Source organism: Streptomyces sp. NPDC043853 (assembly GCF_056436025.1).
This window is the reverse complement of the sequence record NZ_JBWKDJ010000004.1, coordinates 612,338-627,294: the sequence shown is the minus strand read 5'-3', so window position 1 is coordinate 627,294 and position 14,957 is coordinate 612,338. Positions and strand designations below refer to the sequence as shown.

The following is a 14,957-nucleotide window of genomic DNA, read 5'->3' as shown; positions in this document are numbered from 1 at the left end:
CAGATGTGGAAGCCCGGTAACGGGTGGAGCTGACTGGTACTAATAGGCCGAGGGCTTGTCCTCAGTTGCTCGCGTCCACTGTGTTAGTTCTGAAGTAACGAACTCGCCGTCCGGCTTGAGTTCAACTTCATAGTGTTTCGGTGGTCATAGCGTTAGGGAAACGCCCGGTTACATTCCGAACCCGGAAGCTAAGCCTTTCAGCGCCGATGGTACTGCAGGGGGGACCCTGTGGGAGAGTAGGACGCCGCCGAACAATCATTGCGGGAAGCCCCGCACCGATCCTCCGGGATACGGTGCGGGGCTTTTCTGCGTTCACGGCCTTTCTGCGTTCAGGGCTATGCTGCAGCGCATGGGCCAGCATGTGATACGAGCCGTACGTGCCGACGAGTGGCAGAAGGTCAAAGAGCTGCGATTGGACGCGCTCCGCGATCCGGCTGCACCGATCGCGTTCCTGGAAGACCTGGAGACGGCCGGCAACCGCCCCGACTCCTTCTGGCAGGACCGGGCAGCCGGCGCCTCCCACGGCCGCTCGGCACGCCAGTTCGTCGCCGAGGCCGAGGACGGCAGCTGGGACGGTTCCGTGGTGATGCTGGTCGAACAGGCCGGCGAGAGCGACTACTTCGGGCACGTGATGGAGCAGCACCAGGGCCACCTCGTCGGTGTGTTCGTACGTCCCGATCACCGTGGATCCGGGCTGGTCGACGCCCTGTTCGAGGCCGCGCTGGAATGGGCCTGGTCGCTGGACGAACCGCTGCTGGAACGCGTGCGGCTGTACGTGCACGAGCGGAACGAGCGGGCCGCGGCCTTCTACCGGCGGGCCGGATTCACCCCGACCGGACAGGTCCTGCCCATGCAGGGTGATCCGTCGGCCAAGGAACTGGAGTACTCCATCCCGCGCCCCTGAGGGCGAGCCTCGCGTCCGGGCCTCGTCACGCGGCTTAGCTTGGCGTTCGTGACGAGGCATCAAGGCAGGTGGCTGCCCAGGGCGGTGGTCCTGTGCGCGGCGTTGACGGCTGTGCTGGGAACCGCTTCAGCGACGGTGTCGGCGTCGCCGGTCGAGCCGCCGGGCCCCGGGCACGGGGTCCTCGCCTACGTCGCCAATCTCCACTTCGACACGGTCTCCGTGCTCGACACCCGCACCGACACCGTCGTGGACGACATCCCCGTCGGTGACGGCCCCGACGACACGGCCGTCAGCCCGGACGGGACCCGGGTCTACGTCACCAACTCCGCGGCGGACACCGTGTCCGTGGTCGATGCCCGGTCCCGTACGGTCATCGACACCGTCGAAGTCGGCGACGAACCCAGCAGGCTGGCCGTCTCTCCGGACGGCCGGCACGTGTACGTGGCCAACGTCAGCTCGGACGACCTGTCCGTGATCAGTACCCGTACCCATGCCGTCACGGACACCATCGAGGTGGGCGGGCAGCCGTTGGGCCTGGAGGTCCTGCCGGACGGATCACGGCTGTACGTCGCCAACGCGGGCACGGACGACGTCTCCGTCATCCGCACCGACACCGGCACGGTCGTCGACACCGTCCCCGTGGGCAGCGGACCGACCGGCCTGGCGATCACCCCGGACGGCCGGCACGTCTACGTCTCCAATCTGACCTCGGGCGACGTGTCGGTGATCGAGACCCGCGGCAACACGGTCACGGACCGGATCCCGGTCGGAGTGCGGCCCGCCTCGATCGGGGTGGGGCCGGACGGCCGCCGCGTCTACGTGGCCAACACCGGCTCGGCCGACGTGTCCGTGATCAGCACCCGGGCCCGGGCCGTCACGGACACCGTCCCCGTCGGGGAATTCCCCAACGGCCTGGCCGTCGCCCCGGACGGTGCGAGCGTCTACGTCAGCAACTTCGGAGCGGACACCGTGTCCGTGATCGACACCGGTGCCGTACGGGTCCGGGCCACGGTGGCCGTGGGGGTGGGGCCGACGGGTGTGTCGGTCTCCCCGGGCTCCGCAAGGAAGCCGTTCTAGCGGCTCGGCAGGGCCGCCGTGGCTTCGGGCCAGCGGGAAAGGGCCTGCGCGCGGCTGCGGCAGGTGGCCAGGAGCGGCAGTGCGGGGTCCGTCAGCAGGGACGGGAGTTCGGGCAGCGGTGCCACGGCGGCCACGTCGTCCAGGACGAGTGAGAGTGGTGGGTCGAGCCGACCGTGGGATGACCGTGCGGCCATGCGGCGGCCGTGCTCGACCACGCTTGACGCGAGTGCGGTCAGCAAAGGCATCGCACCCGGGTGGGTGCGGGGATCCTCCAAAGGCTCACCCACCAGGTACAGCGTGCCCCCTTCGGCAAGGAATGATGCAAGCGCCAGGGCATCTGTTCGGTCGGCGTTGCAGGATTCACGGATGTGGACCGAGTTCAGGGCGGACAGGGCACGGGCCGTCAGCTGCTGTGCCACCTCGCGGCGTTCGGGGTGGCCGGTGAAGGCGCTCTCCAGCTCGCCCGCCGCGCCGGGGGCGGCCTCGGGGTGGGTGCGGAGGATCCGCACGGCCTCGTGGGCACCGTTCCCCTGGGCCCAGCGGTGGACCTGCTTGAAGGGGTGGTCGGCCAGGGCGGCCGCGTGCAGCCAGCTCCGCATGAGCGTTTCCGCGGTGTCGGCCACTGCCGCGTCGATACGGGCCTGGGGCCGTACGGGGGCCAGGAGCGCGACGGCACGGGCTGCCGCGGTCGCACGGTCGGCGCAGTCGTCGGCCGGGTTCCAGTGGAGGCGGGCCGGGGTGTCGCACAGGTGGGACGGGTCGTAGAGGTGGACCGGGCCCAGCTTGGCGCGGCCGTCCTTGGTCTCGGCCCACAGGGCGGGCGAGGAGGTGACGACGAGGGCGGGGCCTTCCGCTTCGGCGATGCGGGCCGCGGCGATGGCCTGGCGGTCGGCCGGGCCGGCGTAGAGGAGGCGGGCGGCGGCGGGCTCGGCGATCGGGGTGGCGGGGCGGACGGGGGCGTAGCCGAAGCCGTACCGGTAGGCGTCGGAGGAGGCACCGCCATGGGCTTGCCGCGCTTCGCGCGGGGGGTTGCCCACCCGCCCACCGGTAAAGGGCATCACAGCTGCCGGGCCACCGGTGGGCGGCTGTGCGCCGTCGGCGGCAGCCCCGCCGTCACCCGGGGCGGGAATGCCGCCGGCACACGCGCCCGGCTGTGCTGCCGACCCGTCCGGGGCGGGCAGGGCGGCATAGGCACCGTAGCCACCGGCGGCCGCCTCGCGCGGCTCCGGCACCACAGGCGCGAGCCCGCCCGGGCCCGGGCCATGGCCTGCGGAACCGGGCGCGGCGGCCACGGCCGCCCCCGTCCCGTCAGGCCAACCCGTCGGCGAGTCTCCTCCGGCCGTCGCGCCCGCGTCGTGGGCACCGTGCTGTGCCCGGCCGGATGCCGGTGCCGAGGGAGTGTCCGTACGGTCGGAGGCGTGAACGCCCTCGCCCTGGCTCGCGTCGGTCGGCGTGGCCGCCACAGCGCCCGCGGTCGTTCCCGCGCCCGCCCCCGCTCCCGGGCCCGGTGTCGCCCCCGCTCCCGGCGTCGCCGCCCCGGGTCCGCCCGCGGCAGTGGTCGAGGTCGAGGTCGCCTTCGCGCGCTCCAGGCGTGCTCGCGCGCGGTTCGCCTTCGTACGGGCCACGACTCCGATGCCGAAGACGGTCAGCACGAAGAGCACCAGCAGCTGGCTGATGAACAGGCCCCAGAACAGGCCCCAGCCCGACAGCGCCGCCGGGTCGGTGTCCGGCCAGGCCGCCGCCACGTCGTGCGGTTGCGCTATCAGCGAGTGGACCGCTTCCGGGGTACGGGTGAAAGTGACCGTGTCCGGCCACGCCCCGTGCGAGAACAGGGCCGACAGGCCGGTCGAGGTCCACACCAGGACCGCGAGGCCGAGGATGAAGGCCAGCAGGCCCACCAGGAGCGAGTCGGGGATTCCGCGCTGCGCGGGACGTGCCTCGGGCATGTCAGGCGACCGTGGTTCCGGCCCCGCCGTTGCGGTGTCGCTCGATGTACATGGCGCGTTCCTCCGCCTCCAGTTCGGCCGCGAGCATTTCCTCGGAGAGATGCGACTGCGGCGTCGCGGATTCTGTCATCGCGCGGTCCGTGTAGACCAGAGGTCGTTCCGCTTCTGTGATCAGGTGTTTCACTACTTGGACATTGCCGTTGACGTCCCACACCGCGATGCCGGGCGTGAGGGTGGGGATGATCTCCACCGCCCACCGCGGCAGGCCCAGCACCCGGCCGGTGGCCCGGGCCTCGTCGGCCTTCTGGGCGTAGATCGTCCGGGTGGAGGCCATCTTCAGGATGGCCGCGGCCTCCCTGGCCGCCGCCCCGTCGACCACGTCCGAGAGGTGGTGGACGACGGCGACGAAGGACAGGCCGAGCCGTCGTCCGAACTTCAGCAGCCGCTGGAAGAGCTGCGCCACGAAGGGACTGTTGATGATGTGCCATGCCTCCTCGACCAGGAAGATGCGCTTCTTCCGGTCGGGGCGGATCCAGGTGTGCTCCAGCCAGACGCCGACGATCGCCATCAGGATCGGCATGGCGATGGAGTTCCGGTCGATGTGCGACAGGTCGAAGACGATCAGCGGGGCGTCGAGGTCGATGCCGACCGAGGTCGGTCCGTCGAACATGCCCCGCAGGTCGCCGTCGACCAGCCGGTCCAGCACCAGTGCCACGTCCAGGCCCCAGGCGCGGACGTCCTCTATCCCGACGTTCATCGATTCCGCGGATTCCGCTTCCGGGTGGCGGAGCTGCTCGACGATGTCGGTCAGGACCGGCTGCCGGTCCGTGATCGTCTCGTTGACGTAGGCGTGGGCGACCTTCAGCGCGAAGCCGGCCCGTTCGTCCAGGCCGTGCCCGGTGGCGACCTCGATGATCGTGCGGAGCAGGGCCAGCTGCCCGGTGGTGGTGATGGCCGGGTCGAGAGGGTTCAGCTTGATGCCGCCGTCGAGGGCGGCCACCGGGTCCAGCCGGATGGGGGTTATCCCCAGCTGCTGGGCGATGAGGTTCCACTCGCCGACACCGTCCTCGCCCTGTGCGTCGAGGACGACGATCTGGCGGTCCCGGAACCGGAGCTGGCGCAGGACGTACGTCTTCTCCAGCGCGGACTTGCCGTTGCCGGACTCGCCGAGGACGAGCCAGTGGGGGGCGGGGAGCTGCTGGCCGTACAGCTGGAAGGGGTCGTAGATGTAGCCCTTGCCGCTGTACACCTCCCGGCCGATGATCACACCGGAGTCGCCGAGGCCGGGCGCGGCGGTCGGCAGGTACACGGCCTGCGCCTGCCCGGTGGACGTGCGGACGGGCAGGCGGGTGGTCTCCACCTTCCCGAAGAGGAAGCTGGTGAAGGCCTCGGTGACGGCGGACAGCGGATCTCGCATGCGGCACTGCCCTCCAGCTAGCGTCGGATGCCGGTGGCGAACGGCAGGGTGTTGACGAAGGCGCGGTGGTGCTCGCGGTCGCACCACTCCAGCTTCAGGTACGACTTGCCGGCCGAGGCGCGGATCGTCCGCTTGTCGCGGGCGAGGGCTTCGGGCGAACGCGAGGACACGGTGATGTACCCGACCAGGTTCACTCCGGCCGCACCACTGGCGAGATCTTCACCCCGCTGGTCGAGCCGGCCGTGCGCGGCGATGTCCCGGGGGTCGACCGTCCGGTTCATCTTGGCGGCGCGGGAGGCGTCCGCCTCGTCGTTGGTCTTCTCGGTGAGCATGCGCTCGATGGCGATCTCGGTGGGTTCGAGGTCCATGGTGACGGCGACCGTACGGATCACGTCCGGGGTGTGGACGAGGAGCGGCGCGAGGAAGTTCACGCCGACCGGGGTCATCGGCCATTCCTTGACCCAGGCGGTGGCGTGGCACCAGGGCGCCCGGGTGCTGGACTCGCGGGTCTTGGCCTGGAGGTAGGTGGGTTCCACCGCGTCCAGCTCGGCCGGCCAGGCGTTGCGCCGGGTCATGGCCTGGATGTGGTCGATGGGGTGGTCGGGGTCGTACATGGAGTGGACCAGGGAGGCGAGGCGGCCCTGGCCGAGGGGCTGCCGGACCCGGATGTCGGCCTCGGCGAGCCGGGCGCAGATGTCGGTGAGCTCGCGCGCCATGACCACGGCGAGACCGGCGTCCTTGTCGAGTCGGCGGCCCTTCCGGGTGTTGGTGGCGCGGGCGATGGTGTGGGCCTCGGCGGCCAGCTCGCGGGTGTAGTGCATACAGGCGACCAGGTAGGCGCGGTGCTGCTCGGAGGAGGTGGACACCATCGACTGGAGCTGGTCGTAGGAGTCGCGCAGCCAGACGGGGGAGTTGGAGTCGCCGCGCTGGGCGACGTCCTTGGCGTGCGCGTCGGGGTCGGCCGGCAGGGTGCGGGCGAGCATCTGCAGCCGGGTGACGAAGCCGTCGCCGTTGGCCACGTGCTTGAGGAGGGTGCCGAACCGGTCGACCAGCGCCTCCTGGTCCTCGCTGTCGCGCAGACCGACGCCCGGTCCCTCGATCTCGATGGCCGCGGTAACGGTCCTGCGGTCGGCGTGCAGGAGCACGGCGATCTCGTCGGGGCCGAAGGGGGCGGCGAGCCAGCTGATCCGGCCGATGCCGGGCGGCGGCCCGATCTCGACCTCGCGGCCGTCGCCGCGGGTGCCGGCCTCCACGGCGCCCGAGCGGTACGTCGTCCCGCGGCGCAGGATGCGCTTGAAGGAGCGGTTGATCTCGAACCACTTGTAGAAGGTGCGGCCGCGGTAGGGGAGGTACACGATGGCCAGCGCGAGCATCGGGAACCCGACGAGGGTGACGATGCGCAGGGTCAGGCTGGGCACGAGGAGTCCGCTCATCATGCCGAGGAAGCCCCCGGCGATGATCAGGGCGATCTCGCCGGTTTCACGGTTCTTGCCGACGATCGCGTTGGGCCGGGCCCGCCCGATGAGGTACGTACGGCGGGGCGCGACCGGGTGGATCTGGTGGGACTGGGCCGTCAACGCCCGTCACCTCCTGTGTTCCTCGTGCTCGTGCTCGTGCTGGGGCTCTGGCGGGGCGGGGGAGCGGCGGGGGTGCCGCCGGACCCGCCGGAGGCGCGGCTGCTGTGGGCGGCGATGCCTCCGGAGATCGCGTTTCCGCCGCCGGTCCCGCCGCCGGGGTCGGCCCGGTGGGAGCCTCCGCCGCGGGTGCTGTGGGTCTTGATGCCCTGGGAGACGAGGGAGGCGGGGGAAGAGATGAGGGCGGCGGCCTGGGCGCCGTCGGTGGCCTGCTTCCGGTTGGTGCGGGCGGAGACGATCTCGTCGCCGAACCCGGGCACGAACCGGTAGATCATCGCCGAGGCGAAGATCGCGAGGAGGATGATGGCGAGGCCGGAGACGACGGCGGAGAAGGCGTCGGGCCCGCTCTCGCCGGCCAGCGCCCCGGCCAGGCCGAGCACGATGACGATGACCGGCTTGACGAGGATGACCGCGATCATGATGCCCGCCCAGCGGCGGACGTGGCCCCAGAGGTTCCGGTCGACGAGCCCGGCGTAGACGACGACGCCGAGGAGGGCGCCGACGTAGAGCAGGGCGGCCCGGATGACGAGTTCGAGCGCGAGGATGCCCGCGGCGAGGATGGTGACCAGGGCGACGACGATCAGCATGATCGGTCCGCCGCCGATGCCGTCGCCCTTCTTGAGCGCTTCGACGAACCCGCCGAAGAACACGTCGCTCTGGTTGCCGGTGGCCGAGGCGATGGTCTGGGAGATCCCGTCGGTGGCGCTGACGACCACGTGGAGGACGAGCGGGGTGAAGGCGGAGGCGAGCACCGTCAGCCAGAGGAAGCCGATGGCTTCGGAGATGGCGGTGGTGAAGGGCACGCCGCGGATGGCGCGCTTGGCGACGGCCAGGAGCCAGATGATCAGCGTCAGGATGGTCGAGGCGGCGAAGACGATGGCGTAGTGCTTGAGGAAGCCCTCGTCGGTGAAGTCGACGTTCGAGGTGCTCTTGACGATCTCGCTGAGCTTGCCGACGATCCATACGGCGGCGTCGGCGCAGCCCTTGGCGAGCGAGGAGAGCGGGTTGAGCGCGTCGCCCGTCCCGCCGGGGCCGATGCCGGGCTGGGTGACGGTACCGCCGCCGCTTCCGGGCTGGCGCTCGCCGCGTTCGCAGTATTCCTTGGCGGGGCCGCGGATCAGCTCGCAGGGGTTCACGCTGGCGGCGGGCGAGGGTGTGGGCGTGGGCGTCGGCGTGGGTGCTGCCACGGCCTGGGTGGCCAGCAGCACGACGGCGGTCTGCACGGCGGCGAAGGCCGCAACCAGCGATCCGGCACGGCGGTCAGCGCGCATAGGTGAACCCTCCGAACTGTGAGACGGCGCCGGCCATCTCTTCCGCCGTTGCGGCCGTCTGGTCACGGCCGACCGGAGCCGGGCCGTCCTTCTGACTGAAGGAGGCGAGCCGCCAGTCCCCGTCGACCCACCTGAGCTCGTACGTGATGGTGTACCAGCTCTCCGACACGGGGTTCTTGGAGCCCTCACCGGCGAGGCCGAACAGCGACGACTGCCAGACGGACACCGTGGCCGTGTCGCCGCCGAACTTGTCCAACGTGGATCCCACGGGGATCGTTCGGGAGATGAAGGTCTGGCCTCTGGGGGCCTTGCCGGCGGCGTCGAGACCAATTGCCGACAGCGTCCCGGGGTCGGAGTACTGGCGGTCCAGCTCGGCCTGGTTGGCAGCCGCCACGTCGGGCGTGTAGACCGCGTTCGCGATCGCCTGACGGCGTGTGGCATCGAACATTCCGTCCGAACCCAACGCGACCGCGAAATTCGCGGCGGCCGACTGGGCGCCCTGCTCGTTCTGGGCGAAGCCCGACGGGATGCCGTTGTTCTTGCCGTCCACGGGGCGCGTCCCGGTGGGCGCGGTGCTCGACCCGGTGGGGGTTTTGTCCCCGCCGCTGTCCGACGACTCGTCACCGCTCTGGTTCGCGAACGCGATCGCTGCGATCAGCAGCACCACCACACCCACGACGGTCACCAGCCCGCGCGAGGGCCGCGCCGGACGGCGCTGCGCGCCGTGCGCGTCGCCCGGTGCCTCCGGGAGGCGCGTACGGGTCTGCCGCGTGCCGCCCAGCGTGCTGTACGGGTCGTACGGCTCGTTCTGGTCGTCGTGGCTCATGCCGTGTCCGCCCCCTCCGCGTCGTACGACGGTAGCGTGTGGTGATTCGTCATCAGGAAGCGCAACCTCAGCGGGGGGAGACGGACGGAGCGCCGGTCCGGGGACCGGCTAGACGGCCATCCCGTAGACGATGGTGAACAGGGTGCCGAGGGATCCGATGATGAAGACGCCCGTGAGGCCGGCCACGATCAGGCCCTTGCCCTGCTCCGCGCTGAAGGTGTCGCGCAGCGCCGTCGCGCCGATGCGCTGCTTGGCCGCTCCCCAGATGGCGATGCCGAGGCAGAGGAGGATGGCGACGGCCATCACCACCTCGATCATGACCTTCGCTTCATTGCCGAGACTGCCGAACGGGCCCCAGTTCGGGGCGATTCCGCCGATGATGGTGGTGATATCGCCCTTTTCGGCTGCCAGGATCATGTAACTCACCGCCCCTGTATGGGTAGTTCCGTCCCCCCGTACCCGGCGGGCAGGGGTCACGCTCTATCTTCGCTGATGAAACCGCCGTCGTATGTCGACTTGGCGGCTCTCTTTACCTCTTCTCACCGACCGGGCGCAGCACACCACGATCCGTGAGCGGTTTCGTCACACCGGGTGAGCGTGAGCGGATCCTCGTTCGGCGCAGCGCGGTGGCGTGTCGTTGGTCCGACCCGATGACATACGTCCGACATTCCGTCAGTCGTTCCATCGGTACCCGGGGTTGCGGGAGATGCTCCGACCGGTCGACCTGATCGGTCCGGACTCGGGGGTGTCCCGAGAACGCCGTGGGTGCCGCGCCCGGAGCACGAGCCGGTGCGCGGCGTCCACGGGCATGGTCGTACCTCCGTGGGTCCGCCGAATGGCCGGTGGCTGACGATCAGCTTCCGGTTGCGTGGCTCACCGTATGGGCGGCATGAGTCGTGGTCACGGCGGCGTTGGGGCGCGCGGATGCGCGGAGGGGCGCGCGTGCGGCACCGCGTGCGCCTGGATGGTGCCCGGCGGCGTCCCTCGGCGCTCTACGTCGTCCAGTGCGCCGGGCGGGTCAGGCCGGCCGGGATGCGGGTGGCGGCGGAGCCGCGGGCCGCGTTGAGCTGGGCCTGGGTGCAGAAGAGGGTGTCGGTGAGGTCGGCGCCGCTGAGGTCGGCGTTGCGGAGGTCCGCCCCGATCAGGTCGGCGGTGCGGAGGTCCGCCCGGCTGAGGTCGGCGGCGATCAGGTAGGCGCCGCGCAGGTTGGCGCCGCGGAGGTCGGCCCCGGCGAGGCGGGCGCCCATCAGATCGGCGCCCCGGTGGTCCTTCTTCCTGCCGGGCTTCCCGGGTTTCCCGGGTTTCCTGGCTTGGCCGGGTGTCTCGGCGCGGACCAGTTCGCTGGTCTTGAGGAGGAGGGTGTTGATGCCGGCGCGCAGGGCGGGTACGTCGGCGGCGGCGAGGGCGGCCGCGTCCGCGCGGGTCAGCGCCTCCGTCTCGGCGAGGGCCTTGCGGAGCGCGTCGTGGACGGGCCGGGCGGCGGGGAGGCGGAGGGCCTGGTCGACGTAGAAGAGCAGCTCGTGGAGCTGCCGCATCACCGGGAAGACCTCGAACATCGACGAGCGGGTCTCCGGGTGGGCGCGCCAGTCGTGCCCGCCGAAGGTGACCTGGGAGACCTGCTGGCCCGCGCCGAAGCAGTCGAAGACGGTGCAGCCCTGGAAGCCCTTGTCGCGGAGGGTGGCGTGGGTGCCGCAGCGGAAGTCCTCGCGGAGGTTGCGGCAGGGGGTGCCGGCGGCCTTGTCGAAGGCGAAGTCGGCGGACCGGGCGAAGGGGAGGGCCACGCAGCAGAGCGCGAAGCAGTTGCCGCAGTCGGCGGCGAGCTGGGGCAGGGCGGGGCGGGGCGAACGACTCACGCGGTCCATTGTCACCGGTCCGGACGGTGGCTGCGGTGGGGCGGGAGCGGTCCTGCGGGGCGGCGGGTCTTGATCACACGGGGGGCGCGGGCCAGCATCGCGGCATGACAGAAGTGATCGCAGTCGCAGTCATCACCGTCCTCGCCGTGATCAGTCCCGGTGCCGATTTCGCCATGGTCGTACGGAACAGTTACCTCTACGGCCGCCGGACCGGCCTCCTCGCGGCGGCCGGCGTCGCCGCCGGAGTGCTGGTGCACGTCTCGTACACGATGCTCGGCGTCGGCCTGCTGATCGCCTCGTCCACCGAGCTCTTCACCGCGATCAAGCTCGCCGGCGCCGCGTACCTCGTCTACATCGGCATCCGCACCTTCCGGACGCGCTCCGAGGTCACCGTGGACCTGGAGTCCAAGCCGGCCCTGACCCCGTTCGGCGCGATGCGCTCCGGCTTCCTCACGAACGTGCTCAACCCGAAGACCACCCTCTTCGTCGTGTCCACGTTCACGCAGGTCGTGGACCCGGGCACCCCGCTCTGGCAGCAGGCGGGCTACGGGCTGTTCATGGCGGTGGCGCACATGGGCTGGTTCGGTGCGGTGGCGCTGTTCTTCTCCAACTCCCGCCTCCGCGAGCGGATGCTCAGGGCCCAGAAGGCCCTCAACCGGGCGATCGGGTCGGTGCTGGTGGGGCTCGGGGTGGGCCTGGGCTTCGCCCGCTGACTCCCCGCTGACTCCCCGTTCTCCCCTTCCGTAGGCGGTTACCTGTGGGTAACGTCTCCCGTATGGGTGCTGCTGCCGAAGGCTTCTACGAGCGGACCGACGCCGGGCGGTTCGCCGCCACCGAGTACACCCGGGGCCCCTGGGACCCCGGCGCGCAGCACGCCGGCCCGCCCGCCGCACTGCTCGGCCGCGCGGTCGAGGAGCGGGCGGGCGCCCGCGGAGACATGCGGCTGGCGCGCATCACCTACGAGATCCTGCGCCCGGTCCCGATCGCCGGCCTGACGGTGACCACCACCGTCCTGCGCTCGGGCCGCAGCACCGAGGTGGTCGAGGCGGCCCTCACCCCCGACGGCGCGGACGCCCCGGTGATGCTGGCCCGCGCCCTGCGCGTCCGGGTCGCCGAGGGAACGGTCCCCGCGGTCCTGCCCGGCCCGGAGCTGCCGACACCGGGGGAGGTCGCCGAGACGCCGTTCTTCCCGGTGCCGTGGGACATCGGCTACCACACGGCCATGGAGACCCGGTTCGCCGAGGGAGCCTTCCTGGAACCCGGCCCCGGCTCCTGCTGGATGCGGATGAAGATGCCGCTGATCGCCGGTGAGGAGCCGAGGCCCGCGGACCGGGTGCTGGTGGCGGCCGACTCCGGGAACGGGGTCAGCGCGGTGCTGGACATCCGGAAGTACGTGTTCGTCAACAGCGACCTCACCGTCCACCTGCACCGCCACCCCGCGGGCGAATGGGTGTGCGTGCAGGCGCGTACGAGCGTGGACCCGGCCGGCATCGGCCTGGCGGACTCACGCCTGCACGACGAGAAGGGCCCGATCGGGCGCGGCGCGCAGAGCCTGTACGTCGCCCCGCGCTAGGCGCTGGGCGCTGCGCGCCGGGCGCTAGGAAGCGGTGGGGGCACTGGTGGGGGTACCGGGGCTGCGGACCGACCCCTCGGTCGAGCCGCCGTCGGTGGGCCCCAGATAGCAGAGGACGCCGCTGTCGTCGCTCCAGGAGTCGGACGAGGGGTAGATGAGGTACGGAGTCAGCGTGACCGGGAGCTTCGAGGCGTCGCCCATGTAGGCGTCGAGTGCCGCGCCCGTGCACTTCTCCTCCGAGATCGCCTTCACCTTGTCCTCGCCGGGGTACGGTCCGTCGCCCAGATCGAAGACGGCGTAGGCCTCGCCCTCATGGGGCCGGCCGCAGGGCACGATGGTCACGAACTGGGAGGTGAGGTTCTCGCTGTCCCCCTCGTCCAGCTTCGCCAGGTCCTCGTGCGAGTTGAAGCAGTCCCCGGCACGGACCTCCTCCCAGGTGCCGGCGCCCGAGCTGGTCACCCGGCCGCCGGTGTCGCGCTCCGGTCCGTAGTCCAGCACTCCGCCGAACCCGAGGGCCAGGGACACGGCGAGGAACGCGGTGGTCACGCCGTTGATGACGATGGCCGCGATGGCGAAGCCCCTGCCCTTCTCGCCGGACCGGCGGATCCGGGAGAGGGCGACGATGCCGAGGACCAGCGGGACGAGCGGGATCACGCAGACGATCGCCATGACGAACGCCACGACCGCGAGCGTGTTGGTCTTGCCCTGCTGCGTCGGGGGCGGCGTCGACCAGTCCTGCGGGCCACCGCCGTACGGGCCGGGCGGTGGGGGAGGCGGTGGCGGTGGCGGCGGGGGTTGCCCCTGCTGTCCGTACGGTCCCTGTCCCCACTGAGGGAACGGCTCGGGGGATGACGGCGGGTGCGGTGGTATGGACATGCGCGTGTACTTCGCTTCCCTGTGCGAAGGAGGATCCCCCACCCCTACTCACGCTACGCGCCGAGGCCACCGACTGCCTGCGGGAAAGGACGTTCTCGCCGGGGCCCATGGCCGCATGATTCGCCCTCACCGCACTGAAGACGATTTCTGCCAGGGCTCGGTGGGCATGCGGATTTCCTTCACAGGCTGTGGACGACAGAGCGGATCAGGTCCGGCCGGCCGGCTCGTTCGGGGCGAAGTGGTCGAACTCGTCGGCACGGACCCCGGCGGTGAAGGCCGCCCACTGTGTGGCGGTCGTGGTCACGGTGACCCCGCCCTCCCGGATCCGGACCAGCCCGGCGTCGTCCGGGCGGGGTCCGGTGCCGTCCTTGATCTTCTGGAGGAGGTCGGCGAAGCGGGCGGGGGTGGTGGTGAGGACCGCCCGGGCGGGATCGCTGCTCTCAGTGAGCTGCACTCTGCCCTGGCGGGCGGCCCTTACGTGTATGCACGCCTCGCCCTGTGCGCAGTAGGACGATCGCTGCCAGCTGTACGAAGGCATCGGCGCTTCCTTTCAGAGGGAGAGGGCCAGGGACCTGATGAACTCGCGTGACTCCGGAACCTGGAGGGCGATGGATTCCAGCCGATCGAACAGGAGCCGGTACTGCTGGAGTTGCGGCTCGCTGTCCAGGAAGACGATGCCGTGCGACTGGTCGAGCTGGACGGTATCGAGCTGCGGAACCCAGTGGTGGAAGTAGTTGACGGTCTGCCCGGAGCCAGGGTAGGAGCCTGCCGCGAAAGGGATGACGCGGATGGCCACGTGGTCCAGTTCACCAACCTTGATCAGGTGTTCCAGCTGTGCCCGCGCAATCCGGGAGCCGCCGAACTGCATCCGCAGGGCTGCCTCATGAATGATCGCCTGATACGGCAGCGGATCAGACCGGTAGAGAACCGCCTGCCGTTTGATGCGGTGCGAGACACGGTGCTCGATGTCGGGCGGCGAGAATTCGGGGATTGCCTGACGGAAGATCTCGCGCGCATGTTCGGGGGTCTGGAGCAGACCGGGAACATGGGCGGTATGCGCGGTGCGCAGTGCCGAGGCGTGATGCTCGATCTCGGCGAGATCGAGCAGTGCGTCCGGCAGGATCTCGCGGTACTCCTCCCACCAGCCGCGGCGACGGTCACCGGCGATGCGGATGAGAGCTTCGATGTACGCCTCGTCGCTACACCCGTACAGGTCGGCGAGTGCCCGTACCCGCTCGGGGCTGGCGCCGATACGGGCCCCCTCGATGTTGCTCATCTGGGTCTGCCGCATGCCAAGGCGCTTTCCGGCGTCGGTCGCGTTGAGCCCGGCGGCCTCGCGTAGTTTGCGCAGCTCGGCGCCGAAGCGGAGTTGACGTGCTGTCGCCATGTTCCAAGCTCCCTGGCGGGGGTGGGGCATCACTCACACGAGTGGTGATGTTATCGATATCGCGAACACCGCGTAATGCATTACATCCAAGCGGTAGTTTGTGACTCAGGCCACTCGCCCGGAAGCACCCCGCTCGACGGAGCGGCCTCGTCACCGGCGCTCGTACACGCATGGTTCAACTCACCTCCGCGAT

Annotated in this window: 14 protein-coding genes and 1 rRNA gene; 5 read left to right on the top strand and 10 right to left on the bottom strand. The window is 70.7% G+C overall.

Annotation, left to right across the window (positions count from 1 at the left end):
- The first annotated feature begins 136 nt into the window (after positions 1-136).
- The 3 genes from rrf to AC067U_RS15075 all read left to right on the top strand — a co-directional run bounded on the left by rrf (position 137) and on the right by AC067U_RS15075 (position 1,981).
- A 5S ribosomal RNA gene (gene rrf / locus AC067U_RS15085) occupies positions 137-253 on the top strand.
- A 96-nt stretch (positions 254-349) separates the two neighbouring features.
- Positions 350-904, top strand: a complete 555-nt coding sequence (locus tag AC067U_RS15080; RefSeq protein WP_478830091.1) for a GNAT family N-acetyltransferase — start codon at positions 350-352, stop codon at positions 902-904.
- A gap of 48 nt (positions 905-952) precedes the next feature.
- Positions 953-1,981 (top strand): YVTN family beta-propeller repeat protein, encoded by a 1,029-nt coding sequence (locus tag AC067U_RS15075; RefSeq protein WP_478830090.1) that lies wholly within the window; start codon positions 953-955, stop codon positions 1,979-1,981.
- On the opposite strand, the gene AC067U_RS15070 is transcribed toward AC067U_RS15075, so the two are convergent.
- The 7 genes from AC067U_RS15070 to AC067U_RS15040 all read right to left on the bottom strand — a co-directional run bounded on the left by AC067U_RS15070 (position 1,978) and on the right by AC067U_RS15040 (position 10,937).
- Positions 1,978-3,927, bottom strand: a complete 1,950-nt coding sequence (locus AC067U_RS15070) for a P-loop NTPase family protein (RefSeq protein WP_478830089.1) — start codon at positions 3,925-3,927, stop codon at positions 1,978-1,980. The two genes, AC067U_RS15075 and AC067U_RS15070, sit on opposite strands and share 4 nt — an antisense overlap.
- 1 nt (position 3,928) lies before the next feature.
- The gene (locus AC067U_RS15065; protein WP_478830088.1) at positions 3,929-5,344 is read right to left on the bottom strand and encodes an ATP-binding protein; all 1,416 of its coding nucleotides are present in this window, start codon (positions 5,342-5,344) and stop codon (positions 3,929-3,931) included.
- Positions 5,345-5,361: 17 nt separating this feature from the next.
- The gene (locus AC067U_RS15060; protein ID WP_478830087.1) at positions 5,362-6,921 is read right to left on the bottom strand and encodes an SCO6880 family protein; all 1,560 of its coding nucleotides are present in this window, start codon (positions 6,919-6,921) and stop codon (positions 5,362-5,364) included.
- Positions 6,918-8,249: a hypothetical protein gene (locus AC067U_RS15055; protein WP_478830086.1), complete on the bottom strand. Its 1,332-nt coding sequence runs from the start codon at positions 8,247-8,249 to the stop codon at positions 6,918-6,920. The genes AC067U_RS15060 and AC067U_RS15055 overlap by 4 nt, the downstream gene beginning before the upstream one ends.
- On the bottom strand, positions 8,239-9,075 hold the full coding sequence (locus tag AC067U_RS15050; protein WP_478830085.1) for a hypothetical protein: 837 nt from the start codon (positions 9,073-9,075) through the stop codon (positions 8,239-8,241). Before AC067U_RS15050 ends, AC067U_RS15055 begins: the two co-directional genes overlap by 11 nt.
- Positions 9,076-9,183: 108 nt before the next feature.
- The gene (locus AC067U_RS15045) at positions 9,184-9,492 is read right to left on the bottom strand and encodes a hypothetical protein (protein WP_008742356.1); all 309 of its coding nucleotides are present in this window, start codon (positions 9,490-9,492) and stop codon (positions 9,184-9,186) included.
- Positions 9,493-10,067: 575 nt separating this feature from the next.
- The gene (locus AC067U_RS15040) at positions 10,068-10,937 is read right to left on the bottom strand and encodes a pentapeptide repeat-containing protein (protein WP_478830084.1); all 870 of its coding nucleotides are present in this window, start codon (positions 10,935-10,937) and stop codon (positions 10,068-10,070) included.
- Between the two features lie 95 nt (positions 10,938-11,032).
- Between AC067U_RS15040 and AC067U_RS15035 the strand changes: the two genes are divergently transcribed.
- Positions 11,033-11,641: a LysE family translocator gene (locus tag AC067U_RS15035; protein WP_478830083.1), complete on the top strand. Its 609-nt coding sequence runs from the start codon at positions 11,033-11,035 to the stop codon at positions 11,639-11,641.
- Between the two features lie 62 nt (positions 11,642-11,703).
- Positions 11,704-12,501, top strand: coding sequence for a thioesterase family protein (locus AC067U_RS15030; protein ID WP_478830082.1), 798 nt, complete (start codon positions 11,704-11,706; stop codon positions 12,499-12,501).
- 24 nt (positions 12,502-12,525) lie between these two features.
- Here the strand turns inward: AC067U_RS15030 and AC067U_RS15025 are convergent, their stop codons facing one another.
- From AC067U_RS15025 to AC067U_RS15015, 3 genes are all read right to left on the bottom strand, one after another.
- A complete protein-coding gene (locus AC067U_RS15025) occupies positions 12,526-13,182 on the bottom strand; it encodes a DUF4190 domain-containing protein (protein ID WP_478830081.1) in 657 nt (218 codons plus the stop codon).
- 400 nt (positions 13,183-13,582) lie between these two features.
- Positions 13,583-13,915 (bottom strand): DUF397 domain-containing protein, encoded by a 333-nt coding sequence (locus AC067U_RS15020; protein ID WP_478830080.1) that lies wholly within the window; start codon positions 13,913-13,915, stop codon positions 13,583-13,585.
- Between the two features lie 12 nt (positions 13,916-13,927).
- Positions 13,928-14,764: a helix-turn-helix domain-containing protein gene (locus AC067U_RS15015; RefSeq protein ID WP_478830079.1), complete on the bottom strand. Its 837-nt coding sequence runs from the start codon at positions 14,762-14,764 to the stop codon at positions 13,928-13,930.
- Positions 14,765-14,957: the final 193 nt, after the last annotated feature.

Coding starts and splice junctions, on each gene's coding strand:
- AC067U_RS15015 (WP_478830079.1), bottom strand. CDS start 14,764: ATGGCGACAGCACGTCAACTCCGCTTCGGCGCCGAGCTGCGCAAACTA.
- AC067U_RS15020 (WP_478830080.1), bottom strand. CDS start 13,915: ATGCCTTCGTACAGCTGGCAGCGATCGTCCTACTGCGCACAGGGCGAG.
- AC067U_RS15080 (WP_478830091.1), top strand. CDS start 350: ATGGGCCAGCATGTGATACGAGCCGTACGTGCCGACGAGTGGCAGAAG.
- AC067U_RS15070 (WP_478830089.1), bottom strand. CDS start 3,927: ATGCCCGAGGCACGTCCCGCGCAGCGCGGAATCCCCGACTCGCTCCTG.
- AC067U_RS15040 (WP_478830084.1), bottom strand. CDS start 10,937: ATGGACCGCGTGAGTCGTTCGCCCCGCCCCGCCCTGCCCCAGCTCGCC.
- AC067U_RS15050 (WP_478830085.1), bottom strand. CDS start 9,075: ATGAGCCACGACGACCAGAACGAGCCGTACGACCCGTACAGCACGCTG.
- AC067U_RS15030 (WP_478830082.1), top strand. CDS start 11,704: ATGGGTGCTGCTGCCGAAGGCTTCTACGAGCGGACCGACGCCGGGCGG.
- AC067U_RS15035 (WP_478830083.1), top strand. CDS start 11,033: ATGACAGAAGTGATCGCAGTCGCAGTCATCACCGTCCTCGCCGTGATC.
- AC067U_RS15045 (WP_008742356.1), bottom strand. CDS start 9,492: ATGATCCTGGCAGCCGAAAAGGGCGATATCACCACCATCATCGGCGGA.
- AC067U_RS15055 (WP_478830086.1), bottom strand. CDS start 8,249: ATGCGCGCTGACCGCCGTGCCGGATCGCTGGTTGCGGCCTTCGCCGCC.
- AC067U_RS15065 (WP_478830088.1), bottom strand. CDS start 5,344: ATGCGAGATCCGCTGTCCGCCGTCACCGAGGCCTTCACCAGCTTCCTC.